20 protein-coding genes and 1 pseudogene are annotated in these 18,300 nt (G+C 54.5%); 14 read left to right on the top strand and 7 right to left on the bottom strand.

Annotation, left to right across the window (positions count from 1 at the left end):
* Positions 1 to 224 precede the first annotated feature (224 nt).
* The 9 genes from AACY09_RS21790 to AACY09_RS21750 all read left to right on the top strand — a co-directional run bounded on the left by AACY09_RS21790 (position 225) and on the right by AACY09_RS21750 (position 9,234).
* Positions 225 to 875 (top strand): hypothetical protein, encoded by a 651-nt coding sequence (locus tag AACY09_RS21790; protein WP_339491010.1) that lies wholly within the window; start codon positions 225 to 227, stop codon positions 873 to 875.
* 133 nt (positions 876 to 1,008) lie between these two features.
* Positions 1,009 to 2,052, top strand: coding sequence for a DUF6160 family protein (locus AACY09_RS21785; protein ID WP_339491009.1), 1,044 nt, complete (start codon positions 1,009 to 1,011; stop codon positions 2,050 to 2,052).
* 2 nt (positions 2,053 to 2,054) lie between these two features.
* Entirely contained in the window at positions 2,055 to 3,101 is a 1,047-nt protein-coding gene (locus AACY09_RS21780; RefSeq protein WP_339491008.1) for a hypothetical protein, read from the top strand.
* On the top strand, positions 3,091 to 3,693 hold the full coding sequence (locus tag AACY09_RS21775) for a hypothetical protein (protein ID WP_339491007.1): 603 nt from the start codon (positions 3,091 to 3,093) through the stop codon (positions 3,691 to 3,693). Before AACY09_RS21780 ends, AACY09_RS21775 begins: the two co-directional genes overlap by 11 nt.
* 11 nt (positions 3,694 to 3,704) lie before the next feature.
* Positions 3,705 to 6,029, top strand: coding sequence for a DUF6160 family protein (locus AACY09_RS21770; RefSeq protein ID WP_339491006.1), 2,325 nt, complete (start codon positions 3,705 to 3,707; stop codon positions 6,027 to 6,029).
* 259 nt (positions 6,030 to 6,288) lie between these two features.
* Positions 6,289 to 7,080: an energy transducer TonB gene (locus AACY09_RS21765; RefSeq protein WP_339491005.1), complete on the top strand. Its 792-nt coding sequence runs from the start codon at positions 6,289 to 6,291 to the stop codon at positions 7,078 to 7,080.
* On the top strand, positions 7,077 to 7,529 hold the full coding sequence (gene rimI, locus AACY09_RS21760; RefSeq protein WP_339491004.1) for a ribosomal protein S18-alanine N-acetyltransferase: 453 nt from the start codon (positions 7,077 to 7,079) through the stop codon (positions 7,527 to 7,529). Before AACY09_RS21765 ends, rimI begins: the two co-directional genes overlap by 4 nt.
* 119 nt (positions 7,530 to 7,648) lie before the next feature.
* A complete protein-coding gene (can, locus tag AACY09_RS21755; protein WP_339491003.1) occupies positions 7,649 to 8,293 on the top strand; it encodes a carbonate dehydratase in 645 nt (214 codons plus the stop codon).
* A gap of 5 nt (positions 8,294 to 8,298) precedes the next feature.
* Complete coding sequence (locus AACY09_RS21750; protein ID WP_339491002.1) at positions 8,299 to 9,234, top strand: DMT family transporter; 936 nt, start codon at positions 8,299 to 8,301, stop codon at positions 9,232 to 9,234.
* Here the strand turns inward: AACY09_RS21750 and AACY09_RS21745 are convergent.
* Positions 9,231 to 9,437: a hypothetical protein gene (locus AACY09_RS21745; RefSeq protein ID WP_339491000.1), complete on the bottom strand. Its 207-nt coding sequence runs from the start codon at positions 9,435 to 9,437 to the stop codon at positions 9,231 to 9,233. The two genes, AACY09_RS21750 and AACY09_RS21745, sit on opposite strands and share 4 nt — an antisense overlap.
* Before the next feature lie 193 nt (positions 9,438 to 9,630).
* Here AACY09_RS21745 and AACY09_RS21740 point away from each other — a divergent pair, with 193 nt between their 5' ends.
* Entirely contained in the window at positions 9,631 to 10,119 is a 489-nt protein-coding gene (locus AACY09_RS21740) for a PaaI family thioesterase (RefSeq protein ID WP_339490999.1), read from the top strand.
* Positions 10,120 to 10,509: 390 nt separating this feature from the next.
* Here the strand turns inward: AACY09_RS21740 and cyoE are convergent, their stop codons facing one another.
* The 5 genes from cyoE to cyoA are packed head-to-tail and all read right to left on the bottom strand — an operon-like array spanning position 10,510 to position 15,345.
* The gene (gene cyoE, locus AACY09_RS21730; RefSeq protein ID WP_339490997.1) at positions 10,510 to 11,397 is read right to left on the bottom strand and encodes a heme o synthase; all 888 of its coding nucleotides are present in this window, start codon (positions 11,395 to 11,397) and stop codon (positions 10,510 to 10,512) included.
* A gap of 2 nt (positions 11,398 to 11,399) precedes the next feature.
* Positions 11,400 to 11,738 (bottom strand): cytochrome o ubiquinol oxidase subunit IV, encoded by a 339-nt coding sequence (locus AACY09_RS21725; protein ID WP_339490996.1) that lies wholly within the window; start codon positions 11,736 to 11,738, stop codon positions 11,400 to 11,402.
* Positions 11,735 to 12,367, bottom strand: a complete 633-nt coding sequence (gene cyoC, locus AACY09_RS21720; RefSeq protein ID WP_339490994.1) for a cytochrome o ubiquinol oxidase subunit III — start codon at positions 12,365 to 12,367, stop codon at positions 11,735 to 11,737. The genes AACY09_RS21725 and cyoC overlap by 4 nt, the downstream gene beginning before the upstream one ends.
* 5 nt (positions 12,368 to 12,372) lie before the next feature.
* Positions 12,373 to 14,403 (bottom strand): cytochrome o ubiquinol oxidase subunit I, encoded by a 2,031-nt coding sequence (gene cyoB / locus AACY09_RS21715; RefSeq protein WP_339490992.1) that lies wholly within the window; start codon positions 14,401 to 14,403, stop codon positions 12,373 to 12,375.
* Between the two features lie 6 nt (positions 14,404 to 14,409).
* Positions 14,410 to 15,345: a ubiquinol oxidase subunit II gene (gene cyoA / locus AACY09_RS21710; RefSeq protein ID WP_339490991.1), complete on the bottom strand. Its 936-nt coding sequence runs from the start codon at positions 15,343 to 15,345 to the stop codon at positions 14,410 to 14,412.
* A gap of 761 nt (positions 15,346 to 16,106) precedes the next feature.
* On the opposite strand from cyoA, the gene AACY09_RS21705 reads away from it, so the two are divergent.
* From AACY09_RS21705 to AACY09_RS21690, 4 genes and pseudogenes are all read left to right on the top strand, one after another.
* Positions 16,107 to 16,412, top strand: coding sequence for a HigA family addiction module antitoxin (locus tag AACY09_RS21705; RefSeq protein ID WP_339490990.1), 306 nt, complete (start codon positions 16,107 to 16,109; stop codon positions 16,410 to 16,412).
* 228 nt (positions 16,413 to 16,640) lie between these two features.
* Positions 16,641 to 17,330, top strand: a complete 690-nt coding sequence (locus tag AACY09_RS21700; RefSeq protein ID WP_339490989.1) for a thermonuclease family protein — start codon at positions 16,641 to 16,643, stop codon at positions 17,328 to 17,330.
* Between the two features lie 123 nt (positions 17,331 to 17,453).
* Positions 17,454 to 17,537 (top strand): annotated as a pseudogene (locus AACY09_RS21695) (YhfG family protein); the annotation flags it as partial.
* Positions 17,538 to 17,590: 53 nt separating this feature from the next.
* Positions 17,591 to 17,944, top strand: a complete 354-nt coding sequence (locus AACY09_RS21690) for an excalibur calcium-binding domain-containing protein (RefSeq protein WP_339490988.1) — start codon at positions 17,591 to 17,593, stop codon at positions 17,942 to 17,944.
* A gap of 75 nt (positions 17,945 to 18,019) precedes the next feature.
* Here the strand turns inward: AACY09_RS21690 and AACY09_RS21685 are convergent.
* Positions 18,020 to 18,300: integrase core domain-containing protein (locus AACY09_RS21685; RefSeq protein WP_445323907.1), on the bottom strand; the 281-nt coding region annotated here is incomplete at its 5' end.

The raw sequence follows: 18,300 nt of genomic DNA, 5'->3' as shown, positions 1-18,300 counted from the left end.
ACTGCATCGTTGGCAAAACGCTTGCGTTACAACCGATCAGAGGCGCTCAGTATTAGTCGGCAATAGACTCGCGGTGTCAGGCAAGTGACAGATTGCGGCAGTTTACGACTGTCTAAATGGCCTGAAAGGCTGAAGACTGTGCGTTGCTTCGCATTTAAGTGGCTGATTTCGCTGGCATTGATTTTGCGATAAGCAAAGCTATATCTCAGCTTGTGGTGCCTGCTATGCCTGCCAATACCGCTGTTCTGATCGATGATTGTTGGGCTGGACTCGAACAGCAGGGCGACCTTGACTGGGACTTGCACGCTATCTCCAACCGGCGCGAGGCGATTGCATTCTTGCAGCGTTTTGAAAATCGCCTGTGCGTTTATTCACCTTACATTGAGAAGCTGTACAGCAATTACAGCTTTGTGGTCCCGCAGAGCGACCACGGCAGCATCACGATTCTGCCGGATGAGCAGGCGTGGCACGACACGTTTCAAGACATTCCGGCCAACGCTGTTGAGCCCACTGGGGTTTACATCATCCCGGGCGAAACCATGGGCCACTCAGGGCTGTATTTGAAAATCCCCAATGAAAATCGTCTGGTAGCCTCCCAAGAGCTGCCTTTTTATGAGGGGCTGAGGTTGCTTATCCAGCGCTACAAGGCCATGGGTGAGACCTTTCTACCCGTGCTGATCAAGGGCGACTTGCGCGAGTACGAAGCACGTATGCCGTCACTTCATCTGCACCGTATTAAGCTCAGTGGCCTTAAGCATTGCTCGCAACTGAGCGTGAATGCCTTGATCCGCGCGATTACTGCCCATGTGCTGGCGTTATTTGAGCGATATGGACAACGTGCCGGGGATGTAGCAATGGGTAACAGTGCGCATTAGCCTCCACCGATCCTCAAGCTTATGGCTGTTTACCCCTCGACTATAGGTTGGGGGCGCTCTGCTTAAGTGCTTCTTATAGTGATTACAAGACAAAAGGCTACGCGCTTTCGTCAGTAAGCACTCTGGAGGCAGTATGTATTCGGTTTCTCGATTTAAGAAAAAAACCTTGGCATTGCTCTGCGCTGCTTTTGCCAGCGCGAGTGTGAGTGCGCAAATGGTCGAGATGGCGGATAACGAGTTGTCGAAAATCTCCGGGCAGGCCTTTATTAACCTGACGACAGATCAAAACGCCGGCATTGATTACACCCGCGTTAATCTTGGCCTGAATATCAATACCCAGTTGAATATCAGGAAGCTGGAACTCGGCCGCTATGACCGTGCCGGAGAGGCTGCCGGTTCATCCGATATTTTGATCAACAATTTTGCCCTGGGCACCGTCAACGCTGATGATACGGTCAACCCGTTCCAAATCAATGATCCTTATCTGGAGTTTGCTTATAACGGCAATGAGGTGGTCGGGGTGCGGGTCGGTTTTGGTGAGTCAAAGGGCTATCTTTCTGGCGATATATCAAGTCTGACCGGCAATATTCCAATCAAAATTGAAGGCACGGCCAGGCCTATTTTTGCGGCGGCCAATATATTCGAAGACATCCTGCTGGGGCTTGCTGGCGTCACGGTCAATACAAGGCTTCAGGCGGATGCTGGGCTGGTTACCCGCAATGGCAATGCGGACTCGATTCGCGCGACGCAATCCGGGCTTGAGAATGGCCAGAAGTTGACCTGCAGTGATTGCAATCTGGCTGGCTTCACCGATGCACTCTTGAGTTTGTTTGCGTCAAATGGCTGCAAGGTTCTCTCCCTCGCAACCTGCTTTCCCCTTAGCAACTTCAAATCATTGCCTGTTGGCAATTTGAGTATTGTGGATAACCCAAACACCGTGGCGATAGAGGGCGCTGCTCGTGGATTCTTTCTCTCCTTGCAAACTCAGGATGTTGCCTGGCGTGATAGAGACAGCAATGCCTTTCGTACAGCAGTAGCGGGGGCATTTCTGAATATCCCCAACTACCGCGATGAGAACGGCAATGTGGTGGCGCCAATTCGTCTCGACTTTGAACAGGCCTTCAACGGTATCGCACGACAAGATACCTGCTTGGGGCCTGCGACAGTGGGGTGTTGAACATGAACCGTCTGCTGGTTGTCGTGTGGAGCGTTTTATTGGCGTTGCCGGTCGAGGCCCAAATGCAAGCAATGGACGACGAGCAACTTGCTGGAGTCAATGGTCAGGGCATTGCGTTTTCGTTGGAAGGCATCCTGCTTGATGCATCTGAATCGAGCATTTTCATCAACGACATCACCAACGCCGAAGGTGAAAATGTCCCCATATCGGTTCATGAGTTCTACTTTGCTGCAACCGGCAGCAACAAAGGACGCAACCTGCAACCGGTTAACCTTGGGCGTCTTAGCAATCCATTCAAGCTTCAGTTCGGCAACGGTGAAGACCTTCAAACACTCAGAGATGATGGCATTTGGGTGCAGACCACACCCAATGATGTTGCCATTCTGGAGCTGACCTTTCCTGAACGATTGACCGGTGTCATGGGACAGCCCTGTATCGCAGGCTTTGCCGCCGCGGGAACTAATTGTTCAAGCCGCCTGGGCGAGCGTCTTGACGCGGGTATTCGCTTCGACTTTCAAGTTGCCGCAGGGCGTACCGACATCCTTAATCTCGATATCGTCGAGTTGATCATGGATGGCAGCTATTTACGGCTTTGGGGTGATGAGGCGCGGGACCAGTTAGTGGGGGAGGCCCGGATTAATCTATTCGCCAAGCGCATCGATTTAATGTCCTGCATCCCTGGCACAGCAAACTGCGCCAGTGAGCAGGAGCAAGCGGACCACTCCATCAGTTTGAGCAATGCCTACGCCAACGTAGCTCTGGGCTACGGCAAGAGCCAGCCCTTATTGTTCGACGTGACCAGTGATGGCCAGTTCGTATTGGAGCTGCCCAACCCGGTTAGCCGCAGAGCAAATGGCTCTGTTCGCTCGGCTGCAGAGCGTGAGGCAATCGCAACTGACTTCTATACCAATGCCCCGAGAACCAATGTTGTTATCGGCAACTTGAGCTCAGGTAATAGCAGCACGGTGTCCGGTGGTTATAACTATGGTCGCAACAGCATCGAAGGACTCAGCATCAATTTTTTAAAGGCGACTAGCCGTGATTTATAAAGTGCTTGGTGTGTGTTCATTGGCTTTTGCCTCGCCCCTGTGCGCAGAACTGCAGGCGCTGGATGACGCCGCCCTGAGCCAGCTCAATGGCCAGGGTGGGGTGTACTTGTCAGGTGAGTTGAGTATTAACCGGGAAGGTGGCGTGCTATGGGAAACCCCGGTGAGTAACAACCCCAGCACCTGGGCGGTTAATGAACGTAGTTGCAGTGCCGCGGGGGCTGCCGTTAGTGATTGCGGCCTGCGGGTGGCTGTGCGTGCTGAAGCTACTGGCGGTTGGTATGTGCTGGACAATATCAAAGGGGTCTTTAGTTTCGAGGGGTTGACCCTGCGCACTCGCACTATCAACAGCGGCTTCGAGGGGGACGGCGCCAGGTTTAATCAAGATGTACTGGAGTTTGGTTTACCCAACGAGATCGTGTTTAAAGATGCGAACTACAGCTTCGGTGTGGCTAATCAAGGTGGCTGGCGAAATAACGCACTCACTACGGCGCAAGGAGGGGATCCGAGTTTTCAGCAAACAAATATTTTCTCGATCACGATCGACGGCACCACTCGTGTTCAGGGCAATGTCTTAGTGTTCCCGACCAACTGAGGGCCTGCGTTATGAACCGCTACTCGCTTTGTCTTATCGGCTTGTTCAGCCCGGTTCTGCAAGCCATGCAAGCGCTTGATGATGACGACTTATCAGCGATTTCAGGACAGGACGGTATCAGTTTGCAGACTGCCGGCCCCGGCTGGTCCGTTGGCCGCCTTGATTATGCTCAAGACGGACAAACCCTCAGTCTCAAAGATATCAGTAGCCGGCCGCAGTCCTCTGGAAGCACCTCTGATACCACAATTGATGTTATCAATGGCCAGTTGCAGATTGAACACACCGGGCGCGCCAGTGAGTTGTCGGTTGGTAAGGTTGAGGTCGCGGGGAGCAGTAATAACTTTGCCAGCCTGCGGTTATTCTCAACACTGGGCGCGAGCCTGAAATTAAGAGGCGGCGGCGCCAGTGGTGTCAGTGGATTCGCCGTGGATGACAGTAAACTCTCGCTCACCGATGCCACTTTTTACTATCGCGACAATGGATTTGACCTGATTGTTAAAGGCCTTTCATTCGATACCTACCTCAATAATGCCTATGTCGATATTGTCAGCGGCGGTAATGGCGAGCAGGTCAAGCTTGATCTCGGCAACTCACGCTTTGTCGCATCGATTGCCGGTATCGGACTTGACCTTGCCTACGCTGATGCCGTCCCGGGTACTCCCGCCACACCCAGCGCGCCCGACCTTCGGGACCTGCACGCCGGGCGTAGCTTTGGTCGGCTGAATATGGATTTACGGCTTGGCGGCAGCATCAGTGTCGCCGGTGGTGGCCAAAGCGGGGACGGCCTGCGGGTGACGCCTGACATCACAATTGTCAATAGCCTGTTCCAATACACCGATGCGGGCGTCGTCCGCGCTGAAAACTATTCAGGGGTGGTGAGCAGCCAGTCAGGTTTAACCCTTGACCTAGGCCAAGATACCCAAGGCGGTTTTATCAAACTTGCCTTTGAAGATATCAACCTCAGCGCAGCGCTGGAGGGGTTGATCATTGGTAACCCGACGAATCAACGAATTGGACGTGTCGGTTTTGATCTGAACTTTCAAGACCAAGGCGTGCATCACAACTACGTCCAGTTACGCCCAGGTGGGGATGTCAATTCAGGTAGCGAGGGTATTACGGCCGATGTTAGCTGGAGCCTGGTGGATAGCGATTTTTCGCTGACCGATAACGGCAATAGTTTGTGGTTTAGCGGTTTGCGTACCTACGGCAGCGGCCAACTGACAGTGGATCTAACCAAAAGCTGTGCAACTGGGTTGAGTGCGGGGTGTTACGCAGGGCGAAATGACCTTGACCCATCTAGTGGTAAATACGACGGTTATTTTGATGGCATTCGGCTTGGGCTTAATCAGGTCAGGGGCCGTTATAGCCTGGACGGGCTTCGTGTCGGTCAGCGCGACGCACCGCTCCAGGGCGGCACCGAATTACTGGTATTACTGTCGGTATTTCCGGCATCCGACTTTATCCTGAACGGTCAGTTGACCATTAAACCGGGTGGCTTTGTGGGGGATGGTTTTGGCTTTAATGCCGACTTCTATGCCACCGAAGCCAATGCGGCCATTAGCGTTGATGAAAATGGTCAGGGTCTATGGCTTACCGGCGCCGAGAACGAGCTGCATTATCGCGATGGTTCTGTGGACGTAAGTGAGGAAGGTGTCGAGTTCAGAAAAGGCACCTATTGGTCACGGCTGGATGTATCAGACGTACGTCTGGGCGATAAAGACAGCGGCAAAAGCATTGGGCGCATAGTACTCAAGCTTTATGAGCAAGGTTCATCGTTAACCTTCAGCTCCGGCGGGGCGGGGGCTTTATGTGTCGGTGGTACGGGCAGCAGTGCTGGTGCCTGTACTGCAAATGGTGGTCGCTGGGATGACCGTGGCAACGAAGGGCTCAGCGCCAAACTGAAGAGCGTGTTTGTACGGGATAATTCTGGTAGTCCGGAAAGTGCCGTATCAAACAATCCGAAGCGCAATCAGTTCATCCTCGAGAATGGTCGGGTCAACAAGGTAAATGGCACGGGCAGTCAGTGGGTGATCGATAACTTCTATACTTCGGACGGCGACCCGGCTAATCCAGATCAAAATACTTATGGCTTCAATGTCGACCTCGGTCTCGATGTTGCGCCGTCCAGTGTCTGCACCAAAACCACTACAGGCTGTATCCCGGTCAGTCCCGATCCGCTCGGTTTCGCAGTTAATGCACGCGCGCATTTTAAAGAAATCAACATCGAGCGCTTTCAGAACGTTCATCCCACGGGTGGCAGCGTCACCTCGTTCTACGGTGTGAAGCTACAAAATGCAGATATCCGCGCAAACCTAACGGCAACACCCATCAACTGATAGATAACCTGTGAAATTGCTACTTGCCTCTGTGAGCGAGCCGCGAGTCTTTTCAGCGTAAATCCTCACCCATTGGAGTAATGCGCTACCCAAAGTCATTAATTTAAAGGCGTGTACCGGCTTGTCCGGTAAAGAGTGGGCGTATTGTTATTGGTAATGGCGCTGTTACTGGTATTCTGGCGCTATCTGCCAAGGCTTAGATCACTGCATTGAGTTTGATGCAGGTGGGCCAAAACGCACATTCACAGGTTACTGACGTTTGATTCCAGAATTACGCCGCAGGGCATATTTGAGTGCTATGCAGGTCGCCAATTGGCTGCCCCGCGTGGCATTACCCTTCGCTGCGCCTTCGCGGCCAGAGCTGTTAGAGCCGCTTGAAGAACCGTCTATTGATGCTCAGCCACAGGCCACTGCTGCGCCTGAGCCTTCCGCCGTTGCTGAGCCACCGGCAGTTGCCCGCCCTCGAGTTGAAGTGCCCCGTCCGAAATCGCAGGAGCGTAACCCACGCCCTGTTGTGAGCGACGAGGAGCAAACGTCTAGTGCTGAGGTTAAACCCGCTACTGAACCGCCTCCACGGTTTGCATTGCAGCTTTTGCGCGCAGGCAGTTGCGCGGTGTTGGTTGAGTTACCCACCGGCGAGCCATTGCAAGGGCGGGACCCGGCCTATCTATTACTTAAAGACTTACTCCGCGCTGCCGGCCTGCCGGATAGCCCGCATATGATTGGCCAACCCGTGCGCTGGCCCTTGCTCGCGCGTGGCAACATGGACCAAGGCCCGGCTGCGGCACTTGAGTTTGTGCAAAGCTTTGTGGCGGCGCGCCTGGAAGAGCAAGAACCATGCACCTGCTTGTGGTTGGTCGGTTTGCCTGCGATTCGTTTTGCCGGTGAAGCGGATGCAGTGGACTACAATCGCGAGCTGCAGATCGATGGCATTGGCAGTGCCTGGGCTGTCCCTGGGCTGGAGCTGCTAATGGATGAGCCTGCACGCAAAGCTGATCTGTGGCAGGCAATGCGCCGAGTGAGTCAACGTTGGATGAGTCAACCTGAATGAGTGATGCATTTTCGTTCCGCCCAATGACCGAGGCGGATATTGAGACAGTGCTGAAAATTGAGTACGCCGCTTTTAGTCATCCCTGGACGCGCGGTATTTTCACTGACAGTCTCAAGTCTTACGACTGCTGGGTTATGTTTGAAGGCTCGCAACAAGTGGGGCACGGTGTCATCAATGTGATTATTGATGAAGCGCACCTGCTCAATATCACTATCAAATCGGAAAATCAGGGCCGCGGTTATGGCCTGCGCCTGCTTGAGTTCCTGATGCAACGTGCGATGGCGCTTAAGGCAGGGGAGTGTTTTCTGGAGGTTCGCGCGAGCAATCAAGCGGCTTATCGCCTCTATGAACGTTACGGCTTTAATGAAATTGGTCGCCGCCGCGATTACTACCCAGCCGTCGGCGGTCGCGAAGATGCGCTGGTGATGGCCTGCACTTTGATCGATTAACGTCACTGTTATGCGGGTCGCGCATCGTCAGGCCGGTGGATGTGACGGATGCTACACCTGACTTGTCAAAAGACCATTGTGTCCTCTGTGGCGCACCTTCATATTTTGGAGTAGATGAAATGAGTGATTTACAGCACCTCTTCGACAACAACGAACGGTGGGCGCAGGCAATCACTCAACGCGATCCCGATTTTTTTGCCAAGCTGGCTCGGCAACAAACCCCAGAATACCTGTGGATAGGCTGTTCTGACGCGCGCGTACCAGCCAACGAGATTGTTGGCATGCTCCCCGGCGATTTGTTTGTGCACCGTAACGTTGCCAACGTGGTGCTGCACACCGATATGAACTGTCTGTCGGTCATCCAGTATGCCGTTGATGTGCTGAAGGTTAAGCATATTCTGGTCACCGGCCACTACGGTTGTGGCGGGGTGCGTGCCGCCATGCAACACCGTCAATACGGCCTGATTGATGGCTGGCTACGGACTATCCGGGATCTGCATTACGAGCATTTCAAAGACCTCGAAAAACTACCTAACGAAGAAGATCGGGTCGATCGCTTGTGTGAACTCAATGTCATGCAGCAAGTGGCCAGCGTCAGCCATACGACTATCGTGCAGAACGCTTGGCATCGTGGCCAGTCATTGTCCGTGCACGGTTGTATCTACGGCATCAAGGACGGTCGTTGGAAGGACTTGAATGTGACGGTAGAGGGTATTGATCAACTGCCTCCCCAATACCGGTTGCGCCCCGTCGAAAAAAATTAAGGCTTATGAATAACTCCCGCACTTGGGCCATGCTCGGCCTGTTGTTAGCCATCTTGTGTTGGTCGGGTAATGCGCTGGTTGCCCGGGCGGTACACAATGACATTTCGCCTTTTGCCCTCGCGTTCTGGCGATGGAGCCTAGCGTGCGTGTTGCTCTTGCCGTTTGTGATTGCGCCGTTACGTCGGCATGCCGCCGATTTGAAACGTGCCGGTTGGCGCCTGCTGGTGCTGTCTGCCTGTGGCATCAGCGCGTATAACTCTCTGCTGTATAGCGCAGCGCAAAGTACCGTTGCGATCAATATCACGCTGGTAAGCACCTGTCTGCCGCTGGTGACCTTTATCGGCGGCGGCTTATTGCTGGGCGAATGGCCGACACGTCGCGCCTGGTTGGGTATGTTAATCGCAGCCATTGGCCTGTTGGTTTTAATTACCCAAGGCAGTTGGGCGACGCTGACTTCAATGTCGTTTAATCGTGGCGACTTGATCATGCTGCTGGCAGTGACGGACTGGGCCCTCTACTCCTTGTTGCTACGGCGATGGTCCGGGTTCTTGAAACCTATTCCTCCGCTGGCGCTGCTAGGTGTGCTGATGTTGTTCGGCGTGCCGATGATTCTGCCGTTTTATCTCTACGAGTTAGCTCAGGGCGCTCAAGTCAATATCAATGCGACAACCCTGGGTGCCATTGTCTATACGGCGCTGTTTGCCTCGCTGATTGCCTATCTGGCGTGGAACCATGGCATTCGCGTGGTTGGCGCGGCAAAAGCGGCGCTGACCAGCTACTTAATGCCAGTGTTCACTGCGATTCTGGCTTGGCTGCTCTTGGGCGAAGGTTTGCTGGCGTATCACTGGGTTGGTGGTGCCTTGATTTTCAGTGGCCTGCTGTTGGCAACTCAGATGAAAACCACCACCGCGCCGACGGCCGAAGCCCGGGCGATCGATTAGTTCGGAACCTGTAATTGCAGGCCGCTTGTCGCCAGCTTGAACCACAGCATCGCCGCAACAAAACCGAGTACGCTCAGCGCGGTATAACCGACCACAATGCCTAATGCAATCTGCTTCCAAAGCCCGGCGTAGTTAGCGCTGCTCTTCACCGGCGAGCGTTCGATATCGCGCTCGGCGCGCAGGTTTTCAAAGTTATTACTCACAGCAACTCTCCATAAATTCGGGTGCAGGGGTATGCCAACGGATGCCCATTCAACCCTGCTGGATCGGCTGCTGATTATGCGGTTGTTCGTGCGCGTAGTAAGCTGAAATTATTGCCTCTGGGCATTATTTTGCGGCATGGTTGGGGCTTGATGCTGGCTTGCTCAGCAAAAGGTTATTGAGAGGTGTTTGATCATGCACAGCGTTTCACTCCAGGACGCCGCCGCCCCAGAAGGCATCTGCTATGGCTGCGGCGGTAGCAACCCACATGGTCTGCATATTAAAAGCTACTGGCATGAAGATGCTGTGCACGTCATGGCCGAGTACCTGCCAGATGACAAATACACCGGCTGGCCGGAACTGGTCTATGGCGGGTTGATCGCAATGCTGGTTGATTGCCATTCCAACTGGACGGCCATGGCATACCACCTCCGGGCTGAAGGTCGAGAAGCAGGCAGTCTGCCGCGTATTGACTGCGTCACCGGCAACCTTGGCATAAAGTTCATCAAGCCAACTCCGATGGGTGCAACACTGACCTTACGCGCTAAAGTTGAAGGCGAAGTAGGGCGCAAGAGCCGGATTATCTGTGAGGTCTATGCGGGCGATGTACTCACTGCCATTGGCGATTCGATATTTGTCCGCGTCGACACCGCGCAGCTGACAGCTGCGGCGCACGGGCGGTAAGGTTGAGGTGAGGGCGTTGATCATGGTGTACGGCAATTGGCGGCTGACGTTCGAGTTTTAAGACGCAAATGCTTAGGTTATTGGCTATGAGGATTATCACTGATGAATATGCACAGCCCACCCCACCCGGGCGACTTTATCACCGGCATCTACCTTGATCCAAATGGCCCTGGGCTTGTCAGTGGCGCTCGATCGTTTACCTGAAAGCTGGTTGGCGATGCAGGATGCATATGACCTGTGGCATGCGCGTCAGCATGTGAATCTAAAGCATGTTGGCAAGCTGGCTATCGCTTAAACGACGCGCAAAAAAAAGCCCCGCACGAGGCGGGGCAAAGGGAGAGTGTTGGGTGCGGGTAAGCTGCACCCAACACAACCCAGCATCTGAGGCCGTTACAGCATGGCCAGTAAACTGGCGTGCGGCATGGCTTGAAAATCGATCGACATCATCAGGCTCAGGGCACTGATAGCGACGATGGAAAAGGCGAACAGCTTGCGTGCCCAGAGGCGATCATCCACGGCGCGGTAACCGGAAAGCGCGATCACCAGCCACCAGGCGCTGACCAGCAACGCGATCAGCAGGTAGCCATAACCGGCGAAACCGGTCAGCGTGAGCAGCAGCGAGGCGCCGGTAAATGCCAGGATATACAGCACGATCTGCAGCTTGGTGGCGTCGATCCCACGTTTAACCGGCAGCACAGGAATGCCCGCCGCCTTATAGTCGTTGAGGCGGAAGATCGCGATGGCGTAGGAGTGCGGCATCTGCCACAGGCAGAAGATCAGCAGCAGCACGGCGGCACCGGTGTCGAATTGGCCAGTCACCGCGCAGTAGCCTACGACCGGAGGCATCGCCCCAGACAAACTACCGACTAACGTGCCGTACTCCGACGTGCGCTTGAGCCACAGGCTGTAAAGGCCTACATAGACCACATAGCCGACAGCAGCCAGAACGGTGGCCAACGGAGTAGTCTCGAACCAGAGCAGGCTGAACCCGGCGATGCCAAGCACTAAGCCATGCGCAAACGCCGCCTTGAGCGAGATCTTGCCGGTGACCAGTACACGGTCGCGGGTGCGTTCCATGTGCTGGTCGATATCGCGATCAATGCAATTGTTCATCACGCATCCGCTGGCCACCACCAGCGACAAACCAATCACAGTGGACAGCAGCAACACCAAGTCGATGTGGCCCTGCGCCGCAAGAAAGTAGCCGCCCGCTACGGCAATCAGATTGCCGAAGATGATGCCGGGCTTGGTGATCAGAAGATAGCGTTTGAACTTCATGGTCACATCCAAGGCATCATCAGGTGGTCAGCATTGACCATGATCCAGATCGCCAGCCCCACCAGCATCACAATAATCAATATCGTGAACAGGAAGGCCAGCAGGTTCCAGCGGCCTTCAGATGAGGTGTTCATGTGCAGGAAGCACACCAAATGCACCAGTATCTGCACCACACCCAGCACGACCATGGCGGTCAGTGCCGTATTGCGCGAGAAGTGGCCGCTCATGACCATGGCGAACGGAATCGCCGTGAGGATCACCGAAAGGATGAAACCGATGGCGTAGGAACGAACGCTGCCGTGGCTTTCGCCAGCATGACTATGTGCCTGTGCGTGGCTCATTGGGCAACTCCCATCAGGTAGACAACGGTGAAGACGCAGATCCAGACGATATCGAGGAAGTGCCAGAACAGGCTCAAGCACGACAGGCGAGTGGTGTTCTGCGGCGTCAGGCCACGGGTATAAACCTGCGCCATCATCACAACCATCCACACCAGGCCCGCCGTCACGTGCAAGCCGTGCATGCCCACCAGGGTGAAGAACGAGGAGAGAAATGCGCTGCGGTTAGGGCCGAAGCCTTCCACGATCAAGTGATGAAACTCGTTGATCTCCATGCCAATAAAGCCGAGACCGCAGAGGAAGGTCAGGAACAACCAGGCGATGGTTTTTTGCCTGGTGCCGTTGTGGGCAGCCAGCATGGCCATGCCGTAAGTGCAGCTACTGACCAGCAACAGGGCGGTTTCGCCCAGCACGTAAGGCAGCTCGAAAATGTCCTTGCCGCTAGGGCCGCCCGCGGTGTGGTTAACCAACACCGCGTAGGTGGCAAACACGCACGCGAAGAGAATGCAGTCGGTCATCAGGTACAGCCAGAAGCCGAATACCGTCATGTCACCGCTGTCATGCCCGTGATCGTGTTCGTGATCATGGGCCTGTTCTAAGCCGTGTTGAGAATCAAGAATTGCCGTAGACATGCGGGTTACACCTCTTCCGCGAGTTGTTGGGCGTGTTTCGCTGCGCGGCTTGAATGATCGCCCACACGGACTACCTGACGCGGGAAGCGCTGGCTCTCGATGCGTTCGATTTCATCTGGCTGTACGTAGTAATCAACGTCTTGGTTGTAGCTACGGGTGATGAACGTGGCGATCATGCCGATAAAGCTCAAACCGGCCAGCCACCAGATATGCCAGATCATGGCGAAGCCGAACACAGCGCCAATCAGGCCAATAACCAAACCTGCCGCGGTGTTCTTCGGCATGTGAATCGGGCTGTAGGTAGCCGGGCGCAGGTACGCGGTGTCTTTTTCTTTCATATCGTGGAACGCGTCGACAGCATGCACAGTAGGTAGCTCCGCAAAGTTGTAGAACGGTGGTGGCGAAGAGGTTGACCATTCCAGAGTCCGGCCGCCCCAAGGGTCGCCAGTGTGGTCACGCAGGGCATCGCGGTTCTTGATGCTGACAATGATCTGGGCGATCTGGAATGCAATGCCGCAGAAGATCAGCACGGCGCCGAAGAAGGCGACGATCAGGTACGGATGCCACAGCGGGTTGTCGTAGTGGTTCAGGCGACGGGTCATGCCCATGAAGCCCAATACGTACAGCGGCATAAACGCGACGAAGAAGCCGGTGATCCAGCACCAGAACGCGTACTTGCCCAGGCGCTCATCGAGCTTGAAGCCGAAGGCTTTAGGGAACCAGTAGCTGAAGCCGGCCAGGTAGCCAAATACCGCGCCACCAATGATGGTGTTGTGGAAGTGGGCAATCAGGAACAGGCTGTTGTGCAACACATAGTCGGCACCCGGTACGGCCAGCAGTACGCCGGTCATGCCGCCGATGGTGAAGGTCACCATAAAGCCCAGCGTCCAGAGCACCGGTGTAGTGAAGTGCAAGCGACCCCGGAAGATGGTGAACAGCCAGTTGAACAGCTTCACCCCGGTTGGGATCGAGATGATCATGGTGGCAACGCCGAAGAAGGCGTTTACGTTGGCACCCGAGCCCATGGTGAAGAAGTGGTGCAGCCAAACCACGAAGCCAAGGATGGTGATCGCCGCAGTCGCCCAAATCATCGAGGTGTAGCCGAACAGGCGCTTGCCGCTGAAGGTGGAGATCACTTCGGAGAACACACCGAATGCCGGCAGAATCAGGATGTACACCTCTGGATGGCCCCAGGCCCAAAAGAGGTTGATGTACATCATGGCGTTGCCGCCCAGGTCGTTGGTGAAGAAGTGCATGTCCAGGTAACGGTCAAGAGTCAGCAACGCCAAAGTCGCGGTGAGAATCGGGAACGAAGCGACAATCAGGATGTTGGTGAAGGTGCAGGCCCAGGTGAAGATCGGCATCTGCATCAGTTTCATGCCTGGGGTGCGCATTTTCAGCACGGTGACCAGGAAGTTGACCCCGGTTAACAGGGTCCCCAAGCCAGATAACTGCAAGGCCCAGATGTAGTAGTCGACACCCACCCCCGGACTGTACCCAAGCTCAGACAACGGCGGATAAGCCACCCAACCAGTCCGGGCGAATTCACCCACACCCAGAGAAAGGTTAACCAGAATCGCACCGGCGACAAACAGCCAGAAGCTCAGCGAGTTAAGGAACGGGAAGGCCACGTCGCGGGCGCCAATCTGCAGCGGCACAGCGATGTTCATCAAGCCGACCATAAACGGCATGGCCATGAAGATGATCATGATCACACCGTGGGCGGTGAAGATCTGGTCGTAGTGCTCAGGCGGCAGGAAGCCGTGGTTGGCACCTTCAGCCATGGCCAACTGACCGCGCATCATGATCGCATCGGCGAAACCGCGCAGCAGCATGATCATGGCGACGAAGATGTACATCACGCCGATTTTCTTATGGTCGACCGAAGTCAGCCACTCGGTCCACAAATAGGACCACTTACCGTAATAGGTCAGCGCGGCTACAACGGCCAGGCCAAGCAGGGCGACGGCAGCCAAGGTGCCCATGACGATGGGAACGTCCAGTGGCACTGCGTCAAGCGTTAACAAGCCAAACATCAGTGGTTACTCCTCGATACTCGCGTTCATGGGCATGTGCATGTTTTTCATTTCTGGCATGTCACTTTTGGCCTCAGCGCCAGACTTCGGCTTGGATGGGCCGTGCATGTATTGCATGAGGATTGAGTTGTAGAGCGTTGGGCTAACAGAGGAGAAGTACTGCGCCGGATCGTTTTCGCTGGGTTTGACCAGCTCCGGGTAGTTGCTCTGATCCAGCGTGGCCGGTGCGGCTTTAACCTTGGCGACCCAATCGTCGAAGCCTTTGGCCGAGGTAGAAATTGCCTGGAATTTCATACCGGAGAAACCGTCACCGCTGAAGTTCGCGGACAAGCCATCGAAGGTGCCTTCATGGTTGGCGATCAGGTGCAGTTTGGTCTGCATGCCTGCCATGGAATAGATCTGGCTCCCCAGCTGCGGGATGAAAAAGGAGTTCATCGCGTTCTGCGACGTAATCTGGAAATTCACCGGCGTGTCTTTTGGGAAAGCGATCTCGTTAACCGTCGCGATGCCTTGCTCCGGGTAAATGAACAGCCACTTCCAGTCCAGCGAGACAGCCTGAATCACTATCGGCTTAACGTCAGAGTCCAGCGGGCGATAGGGGTCGAGGTCGTGAGTGCTGGTCCACGTGATATAGCCCAGAACTGCGATGATCACGCAGGGCACCAACCACACCACCAGCTCGATTGGCGTGGAGTGCGCCCAGTTCGGCTTGTAGGTCGCCTTGGTGTTAGACGCGCGGTATTTCCAGGCGAATGCCAAGGTCATCACGATGACCGGGATCACCACGATCAGCATCAGCAGGGTGGAGGTAATAATCAGTTGCTTCTCATCGACGCCGACCTGACCTTTTGGGTCGAGCAAGGTCATATTGCAGCCGCCCAGCATTAGCAGGGGTAGCCACGACAGTCGTTTCAGGTATCCAAGGTACTGCTCAGTTTTCATCTTGCGGCCTTAATGGATGAATTGACCCCGGCGCCTCAGCCTTCTCTTACCGAGGTGACGGTGCCGACACAGTCCTGACGGCGCTTGCTGTCGGACGTTTTTTTACGCAATAGCCAGCCGCCACCAGAAATCGAGACAAGCCTGTCCCGTCCAGTTCTCGCGAGGCGAAACTGAGCTGTGCGCTGTTTGGAATATTGTTAGTCAGCGTGTGCTTTAACCCCGGAAGGGGCTTGCTGCAGACAATCCTTTGAAGTGAATACCGCCTAATGGCGCAAGCCAGGCTGGTGTTCAGCCATCACGAGCAATGCCTGCACGTGGTGATACCTTTCGGCCGATCCGTGAAGCAAATCACAAGGTCGGATGAAGAATGGCCGAAACATTACAAGTTATTACAGAGGCAACTTCAAGTTACAAATAGCCGCACCACCTAGCGGGGGAGCGGTGTAAAGGTGGCGGTTTAGGCGCTTAAAAACTGTTAGGGCCCTATCATTACTGGCCTGTAGCCATTTACCGGGTGCTTCAACCGGCTGCCACAGGTGCGACACCCAGTCGCGGTTTTCGCCCCATGAAAACGCGCTTTTAATTGATCTGAATCTGCAAATGTCACGGCTTTGCTGGTAGATGGCTCGCTACACAACAATCGGTGGGCTTATTTCGGGGGCACGTAGCGTTGATGGACCCGTAATAATTGGTAGATTGGTCAGCTCGGTATTGGCGTCTGGCCAATGTTTAGACGCACGGTAGCGTCAAGGAGGTGCATCATGACCGCGAACGGAATTCGCCCGGTTCATCCGGGTGAAATACTGCGTGAAGAGTTTTTGCTGCCCTTAGACATTTCGCCCACTGCACTTGCACGTGCCCTACGTGTATCGGCGCCAACGGTGAATGAAATCGTGCGCGAGCGCCGAGACGTTACTGCAGACATGGCTATTCGCTTAGGTCGTTACTTTGATACGACTGCGCAATTTTGGATGAACCTCCAGACCGACTATTCCCTAGCCACGACCTTGGCGGCTAATGGCGAAGCGATAGAGCATGAAGTCGAACCACTACGAGCCCTGCGCTGACACCCCCGATTAGCTCGTTGCGCTGGCTGCTGGCGCTTTATCATGCTGATGCGTGAAGGGGCGTTTGCTGGAAAACGCATCTTCACTTCATCAACAAACCACCAGATGCATTCAATATGTAACCACTTTGCTGTGTTTTGAGTAATCGTCGCTGGAATTACTCCGGCGCGGGAGGGACACTTGTCGGTCGGTCTGAAAACAAATTTCAAATAGCGCATGGAGCCACATATGGTCCGCCACCTGTTTATTGCTTTGATCTTTGCGCCTGCGATTACGCTTGCGGGGAACTGCAAAGTCATTGATGTCAGCGATGGCGATACCTTTACCTGCTTCACGGACGAGGACGAACTGGTGAGCGTGCGGCTGGCAGAAATTGATGCCCCTGAAACAAGCCAACCCTATGGCGACCTCGCCAAGCAGTCCTTATACCGCCTCATCTCCAGCGAAATGGTGAAGCTGGATGTGCAAGACACCGACAGTGATGGCCGCTCCGTGGCGCGGGTCAAAAGGGTGGATGGTGTCGACGTAAATGCTGAGCAAGTCCGCGCGGGAGCTGCCTGGGTTTACCCGGAGCAGCTTAAAGACAAGTCGCTACTCGTCTTGGAAGCCGAAGCGAAAAACAGCCAGCGCGGCTTATGGGCGCTACCAGTGGGGAAGCAAACAGCTCCATGGGTGTGGCGTGATTCCAATCAAGCAGGCACTGCCTCGACGAAGCCCGCTCCGCATGCGCCAAAAGCTCAAACAACCTTCACGCAAGCTGGATCACCGAGCTCATCAGGGAGTCGCTATAACTGCAACACCCTCAAATGGTGCGGTCAGATGAACTGCGCAGAAGCGAGATACCAACTGACCCAGTGTCGGAACCCTAACATCGACGGTGACGGGGATGGCATACCGTGCGAGAGACAGTGTCGGTAGGGCGCTTTTATTCTCTTTTGATCTGTCGCGTGTTGCGGCGCTCACATGTTCGCCGTTTGTTTTGGCTAATGGGCATGCAGGTTTTGGCTAAAATAGCGCAGTGCGCAACTTAAGAGGTTTGCTATGACTGCCGCATCCCTTGAAGTAAAAAAGGCTTATTACGCCAAGGTTCGACGGTCTAATTATGTCGCCAGTCTCCGCTTGGAATGTCGTCTAGCGAGCATTTGCCGACTCAGGGCGTTAGAGCAATGGAGAGCAAGGTGAGAAAGTTATTTGTAGTGCTGATCTTGGGCTTTGCTTTCTGGCACTTTTATATAAAAACGCCCGAAAGCCCAGTTATCACCAATATTGGTGAGGATGGTTCGGTGCTGACTAATCCTGTTATCCAGCAGCCCGCACCTTCGTTCTCTTTAGACCGTTTTATTCCTGCCTTTTCTGGGGCTGATACTCAGCCTAAATCAAAAGCCGCCTCTAGATATTCTTGCGATGGTCGTAAGTACTGCTCGCAGATGACATCTTGCGAGGAAGCAATGTACTTTCTGAACAATTGCCCGGGAGTAAAGATGGACGGCGGCGGGGATGGTGTGCCCTGTGAGCGTCAGTGGTGTCGCTGAGATAAAGGCGTAAGCAGGATGTAGTCTGATTGTCGTCTATTTGGTGTCTAGTCCTGAAATAGGTTTACACCTATTTCATCCTAACGCCCGATGCACCGCGTCGGGCGTTCTGTATTTTAATGACAAATGTGGACGCTCGTAGTTATAGATCGCTACTGACTCGTCCACCATCTTCTTTGCTTGCATCAGGTTTTGCGGGCGATGCAGCAAAAACTCCGTTTTCAATATCCCATTCACTCGCTCTGCCAAGGCATTTTGGTAGCAGTCATACCCATCTGTCATTGAGCAACTGATGCCGTATATGGCATGTAGTTTCTGGTACATCCCCGAACAATACTGGCTGCCTCTATCGGAGT

The organism is Pseudomonas sp. EL_65y_Pfl2_R95 (assembly GCF_963971045.1).
GTDB lineage: Bacteria > Pseudomonadota > Gammaproteobacteria > Pseudomonadales > Pseudomonadaceae > Aquipseudomonas.
This window is presented reverse-complemented; position numbering and strand designations above follow the sequence as displayed.